This window comes from Endozoicomonas sp. ONNA2 (assembly GCF_024606365.1).
GTDB lineage: Bacteria > Pseudomonadota > Gammaproteobacteria > Pseudomonadales > Endozoicomonadaceae > Endozoicomonas.
In genome coordinates, this window is sequence record NZ_JAHHPO010001081.1 from 1 (window position 1) to 6,731 (window position 6,731).

Below are 6,731 nucleotides of genomic sequence, written 5' to 3' on the forward strand. Positions count from 1 at the left end.
TCCTCGCTACGGGGACGCCCAGTCGGGCGCTATTCTCGGACAGCCTCCTGGACGCTACCCGCCGCCTGCTTCCCGAAAAGCTGGAATCACTTGTGCTTTTGCGGGCAGCGGGCGGCAACATTTTCCCGGACAGCCTCTCGAAGGAGGTATTTACCAACCCCTGCAACAACGGCGACGGAACAACCACCGCAACATTGATGCATGGGATGAGTGCAGGGGGGGACGTGGCTACAGGAAATCGGACACTTGTAGAGGGTAGGGTAGTTAAGGCAGAATTGCCTCCATTACGATGCCGACGTTTGCAAGGCCCATTTGAGTCAAATGGGCAACTGGATACGACTGGATATGAAAAGGGCGACTAAATGCACAAACGCCCGTGGCGCAGAAAAGTATTGTGCGCCATCCCCAGGGATGAAAAATGGTTAAGCAAAATATTTCGCACGGCAAAAGAATCAGAACGGTGACTGGATTTTGTGCACCAATACTTTGAAACTCTTTGAAATATTGCGGTTAATTATGTTGATTAAAGTAAGATACTAACCGGAGCCGATTTGTATGCATGATATCGACCCTATAGAAACCAGGGAATGGCTGGAGGCACTGGATTCCGTTCTGGAACAGGAAGGTGAAGACCGTGCGCATTTTCTGCTGACCCGGCTTTCCCAGCATGCCCGTGCCAAGGGTACGCAGCTGCCTTACGCCATTACCACGCCCTATCGCAATACAATACCCCCAGATAAAGAAGCCCGTATGCCCGGCGACCTGTTTATGGAGCGCCGTATTCGCTCCCTGGTCCGCTGGAATGCCCTCGCCATGGTGATGCGTGCCAACCGCAAGGACAGCAGCCTGGGTGGCCATATCTCTTCCTTCGCTTCCAGTGCCACTTTGTATGACATCGGCTATAACTACTTCTTCCACGGCCAGGGCAGTGATCGTGAAGGCGATCTGATTTACTACCAGGGTCACGTATCCCCCGGTATCTATTCCCGGGCCTTTCTGGAAGGTCGTCTGGACGAAAGCCAGCTGGATAATTTCCGTCAGGAAGTGGATGGCAACGGCCTTTCTTCCTACCCCCACCCCAAATTGATGCCTGACTTCTGGCAGTTTCCGACGGTATCCATGGGGCTCGGCCCTTTGCAGGCGATCTATCAGGCTCACTTTATGAAGTACCTGATTAACCGTGGCATGTCCCCGAATCAGAACCGTAAGGTCTGGGCATTTTTGGGGGATGGTGAGATGGATGAGCCGGAATCTCTCGGTGCTATCTCCCTGGCCGGTCGTGAAAATCTGGATAACCTGATCTTCGTGGTCAACTGTAACCTGCAGCGTCTGGATGGCCCGGTGCGTGGTAACGGTAAGATCATCCAGGAGCTGGAAGGCATTTTCCGCGGTGCTGGCTGGAATGTCATCAAGGTCGTCTGGGGCCGTCACTGGGACCCGCTGCTGGCCCAGGACAAACATGGCAAGCTGCAGGAAGTAATGGACAAGGCCGTGGATGGTGATTACCAGAACTGCAAGGCGAAAGGTGGCGCCTGGACCCGGGAGCACTTCTTTGGCCGCGACCCCGAAGCCCTGAAGCTGGTTGAACATCTGTCGGATGACGATATCTGGCGTTTGAACCGGGGTGGCCATGATCCGTACAAAGTCTTCGCTGCCTACCACGAGGCGGTTAACCATCATGGCCAGCCGACCATTATCCTTGCCAAGACGGTCAAGGGCTACGGTACCGGTACCACCGGTGAAGCAGCCAACGTCAGCCACAACGTCAAGAAGCTGCCGGTTGATGACCTGAAGCACTTCCGGGACCGCTTTGATCTGCCAATCAAGGACGAAGATATCGAGACCCTGCCTTACTTCAAGCCGGACGCTGACAGCCCGGAAATGAAGTACATGCGCAAGCGTCGTGAAAAGCTCGGTGGTTTTATTCCCGAGCGCCGCGTCGAGACTGACATCAAGCTCGAAATTCCCGGCCTTGATGCCTTTGAAGCGGTGACCCGGGGCAGTGGCGAGCGCGAGATCTCCACGACGATGGCTTATGTCCGTATTCTGAGTGCGCTGGCCAAGGACAAGAGCCTTGGCCAGCGTATCGTGCCGATTATTCCTGATGAAGCCCGTACTTTTGGTATGGAAGGGATGTTCCGTCAGCTGGGTATCTACTCTGCGGAAGGCCAGAATTATGAACCGGTGGACTCTGACCAGGTGATGTTCTACAAGGAATCCAGGCAGGGGCAGATTCTGGAGGCGGGTATTAATGAAGCCGGTGCCCACGCCGCCTGGATGGCTGCCGCAACCTCTTACAGCAGTCACAACGTGCCGATGATTCCGTTCTATGCGTTCTATTCCATGTTTGGTTTCCAGCGTACAGGTGATCTGGCCTGGGCAGCGGGTGATATCCAGGCCCGTGGTTTCCTCATTGGTGCTACGGCGGGACGTACCACACTGAACGGTGAAGGTTTGCAACATCAGGACGGTCACAGCCATATTCTGGCATCTACGGTACCGAACTGCATCAGCTATGACCCGACCTACGGCTACGAAATGGCGGTGATTATCCAGAACGGTTTGCAACGTATGTATGGCAGTGGTGACAACGTCTGGTACTACATCACCGCCATGAATGAAAACTACCGTCAGCCAGCCCTGCCGGAAGGCCCTGAAGTGATCGAAGGCATCATCAGGGGGCTTTACAACCTGGAAGAAAACGGCCGCAACCAGGGGCTCACAGTTCAGCTGATGGGTTGTGGCACTATCCTTGAGGAAGTGCGTGCTGCTGCCGGTATCCTGCGTGATGAGTTCGATGTTGAATCAGATATCTGGAGTGCCACCAGCTTTAACGAGCTGGCCCGTGATGGTCAGGGCGCCAGGCGTTACAACATGCTGAACCCTGAAGCTGAAAAGAAAGTCAGCTGGGTTGAGCAGCAGCTGTCTGGCCGCAAGGGTCCGGTGATTGCCGCGACTGACTATATGCGCCAGTACGCCAACCAGATCCGCGAGTTCGTGCCGGCAACCTTCATTTCGCTGGGCACCGATGGATTTGGCCGCTCTGATACCCGGGAACAGCTGCGCCGCTTCTTCGAGGTAGACCGTTACTTCATCGTGGTGGCTGCCCTGTATGCGCTGGTTCAGGATGGTGAGCTGGAGGCCTCTGTGGTCAGTGAGGCCATCAGGAAGTTTGATATTGACCCAACCAGAGCTAACCCTCTGTATTGCTGAGTCTGGAACTGAAGAGAAGGTATGAGGAATGAGTGACGAAACCATCAAGGTTCCGGATATCGGCAGTGGTGAGGCAGAAGTCATCGAAATCTGCGTGAAGCCCGGTGATACTGTATCGGCAGAAGACTCCCTGATCGTCCTGGAGTCTGACAAGGCCACCATGGAGGTCCCGGCACCACGGGATGGCGTGGTGACAGAAGTGCTGCTGACGGTGGGTGACAATGTCAGCGAAGGTGCGCCAATGGTCAAGATGGCTGCTGTAACCACTGCTGTTGCAACCACTGATGTTGAACAGCCTCCAGCAGACAGTCGGCAGCCAGCAGAAGCCCCCGTGGCAGCAGCCCCGGTTGAAGCTTCCCGGATTGAGTCGGTGCATGTACCCGATATCGGTGCTGAAAATGTGCCGGTTATTGAAGTGTGTGTGAAGGTTGGGGACACCGTTGCCCCGGAAGACTCATTGATTGTCCTGGAGTCCGACAAGGCGACCATGGAAGTGCCATCCCCGTTAGCAGGGGTGGTGAGCGCCATTCACGTCAAGGAAGGCGACGCCCTGAGCCAGGGTGACCTGGTGATTGACGTTGAAGTCAATGGCGGCGGGGCTGTCGCTGCAACGCCTGCGCCGGTTTCAGCCGCAACTCCAGAGCCTGTTGCCGTTACCCCGGCGGTTCCAACGTCCGGACCTCGCCTGGAGCAGGTAACAGTACCGGATATTGGTGCGAAGAACGTTCCCGTGATTGAGGTCTGTGTCAGCGTCGGTGATCAGATAGAAGAAGAAGCGTCACTGATCGTACTGGAATCTGACAAGGCGACCATGGAAGTACCTTCACCGTTTGCCGGTGTCGTGCAAGCCATCATGGTCAAAGAGGGCGATACCCTTAGCCAGGGTGATCTGATTCTGGATATTGTCGTGTCTGGTGGTGCTGAAGCACCTGCTGCCAGCCCTGCTCCGCCAGCCGCTGCTCCACCGCAGCAGGAGACTGTGTCCCGTGCACCACCACATGCACACCCGGTGGAGCTTGAGCGTGTCAAGGGCAAGTTTCATGCCGGTCCTGCGGTGCGCAAGCTTGCCCGTGAGTTCGGTGTTGATCTTGGTGAAGTGACCGGCAGTGGCCCCCGTCGTCGCATTTTGAAAGAGGACGTGCAGCAGTACGTCAAGATGCGTCTCACTGACAAGGCTCAAAGGGCTCAGGGTGTCGCTTCTGGCTTGGGTATACCAGCCATGCCAGAGATCGACTTCAGCAAGTGGGGTGACATCGAGAAGGTTGCCCTGAATCGCTTGCGCAAAGTGGCGGCCCAGAACTTCCAGCGCTCCTGGCTGAATGTGCCACACGTTACCCAGTTTGATGAGTGTGACATTACTGAACTGGAAGCGTTCCGCAAGGCCCAGAAAGCCATGGCCGAGGCCCGTGGTACCAAACTGACACCACTGCCGTTTATTTTGAAAGCCGTTGCTTGCGTGTTGAAAGAGCTGCCACAGTTCTGCGCTTCCCTGAGCCCGGACGGTGAAATGCTGATCTACAAGAAGTACATCAACATTGGTGTCGCGGTTGATACGCCTGACGGTCTGCTGGTGCCGGTGATCAGGAACGTGGATCACAAGAGCCTGTGGCAACTGTCGGCTGAATGCATCGAGCTGGCTGGCAAGGCCCGTGACAAGAAGCTGAAGCCTGATGAGATGCAGGGTGGCTGCTTTACCATCTCCAGCCTGGGTTCTATCGGTGGTACGGCATTTACGCCGATCGTCAATGCCCCGGAAGTCGCCATTCTTGGTCTGTCCAGGGCTGCCATGAAACCAGTGTGGAATGGCAAGGACTTTGATCCGAAGCTGATGTTACCGTTGTCACTGTCTTATGATCACAGAGCCATCAACGGTGCGGATGCGGCACGTTTCACGACAATGCTGGGTGAATTGTTGACCGATATTCGCAAGCTGCTTCTTTGAGAGTTTTGTTAATCAATCCGGAGGTGATGAATCTCCGGACAGAAACAGGGAGTAGTTATACCAATTCCGCTTTCTAAATATGATATCGAGCAAGTCATTTTGAACTGCTGGGCAAGGCGGAATGACGAGTAATAGTAGGTGGAATTGGTATTAATTTTTGTTAAAGGAGAATTACGCAGAAACCCAGAATTTCGGGTCTATGTCTAAACCTCCGCCAATAGGTTGAGTACCCTCATTGTACAGTTCCTCTAGTTTCCGGCGTTCTTCAGTGAGCAGCTCTTTCTGTTTTGCTGCCCTGTTAAGCCAATCTTCGGTTTTATGGATGGCCTCTTTGAGTTTCTCGGTATTGCACCCATATTCATCTCTCAGGCAGAGATACTGTAAAGATTCAAGCAATTTTGTGCAGGGGTCCGGAATACCGGCCTTTCTTCTGGCTTCATCCAGATCGACGAGTTTTTGAGTCTCAGCTTCTAATTTATCTTTTGAACCATATTTTTTAAAGAATCTTATGCGGTAATTAATATCTGCGCACTCTGCCGCAAAGAGCTTTGTTCGCAATGATAAGAGCGACTCCTCCATTCTTTGGTACTTATTCAGGAACCTGTCTTTCGGTAAAGTAAGAGTGGTTGTCTCGGTTGATTTTTCGCGGGTATCCACTATCGCTGACACTGCTGAAGTAATAAAGTCAGAGGCTTTGTGGAAGAGAAAACTGCCAAGAAAATAAGCCCCGAGGCCAATGGCAAAACCGATAATTGTAATGACAGGTGCGGCCAAAACAACCGCTAAAGCCCCCTCTGATACAGTTGAAAGAAGAATAAAACCACCAATACAAACTGCAGCCGATAAGGCAGAGGCTTGCAGATAGTTCAGGGGGTTTGACAATAGACAGGCCACGGTATAAACCTTGCTGCGTATTCTCTCAACCATTTGGCTCCGATCCGTCTCTGGATGATTGACTTGGTATATGGTCTTGAAACTTTTAGAAAAGATTTTAATCGCCAGGGCAAGCTTTTTTATTTTGCCGGGTGGTTGGTTAAACTCCGGATCATTAATGGTAATTTCATCTGCTCCACATGGTGACTCCATGTTGTCAAGCGCTGTTGATTCCTGTGAAGACGTCGTTGGCTTGAACGTGTCGGATGCTGCAAGCCCTGAAGTTTCCTCAGGATGGGATACCGCCCTGTGAGAGATTGGCTTGACTGGGGTCCGGCTTTCGGAGCCATCAATATTATCTTTAGATTGCGGTACTGTCGCTTCTGTTGTATCAGTTTGCAGGTATGTTTGACCCGGTGCTGTTGGCTTTGAGGAATCAGTTTTGCTGATCATAGGACCCTCCTTGTCTTGATTGCATGTGTTCAAATAGCACGGTGGAATTTTAGATAGGCAATGGATAAAACATTCCCTTCTGTTTGTTAGTACATTTAACGATTTATTTTTCCATAAAAAACTAACAGGTCGGTTAGTAATGCTAACTCTTGACTTGATGAATCTCCGGACAGAAACAGGTAATTAAGGTCTCCCTGCCAGGGCGACAGAATCGGTCGAACGATCATCCCGATAATAGGATATTTAGCTA

Annotated in this window: 4 protein-coding genes; 3 read left to right on the top strand and 1 reads right to left on the bottom strand. The window is 52.8% G+C overall.

Annotated elements, in window-relative coordinates; genetic code table 11:
- The 3 genes from KDK14_RS19330 to aceF all read left to right on the top strand — a co-directional run.
- Positions 1-362 (top strand): hypothetical protein (locus KDK14_RS19330; RefSeq protein WP_257266842.1); only part of this gene is annotated, 362 nt, incomplete at its 5' end.
- A gap of 193 nt (positions 363-555) precedes the next feature.
- Positions 556-3,213, top strand: a complete 2,658-nt coding sequence (gene aceE / locus KDK14_RS19335; protein WP_257266843.1) for a pyruvate dehydrogenase (acetyl-transferring), homodimeric type — start codon at positions 556-558, stop codon at positions 3,211-3,213.
- Positions 3,214-3,241: 28 nt separating this feature from the next.
- Positions 3,242-5,155 (top strand): pyruvate dehydrogenase complex dihydrolipoyllysine-residue acetyltransferase, encoded by a 1,914-nt coding sequence (aceF, locus tag KDK14_RS19340; protein ID WP_257266844.1) that lies wholly within the window; start codon positions 3,242-3,244, stop codon positions 5,153-5,155.
- Between the two features lie 171 nt (positions 5,156-5,326).
- On the opposite strand, the gene KDK14_RS19345 is transcribed toward aceF, so the two are convergent.
- On the bottom strand, positions 5,327-6,481 hold the full coding sequence (locus KDK14_RS19345) for a hypothetical protein (protein ID WP_257266845.1): 1,155 nt from the start codon (positions 6,479-6,481) through the stop codon (positions 5,327-5,329).
- Positions 6,482-6,731: the final 250 nt, after the last annotated feature.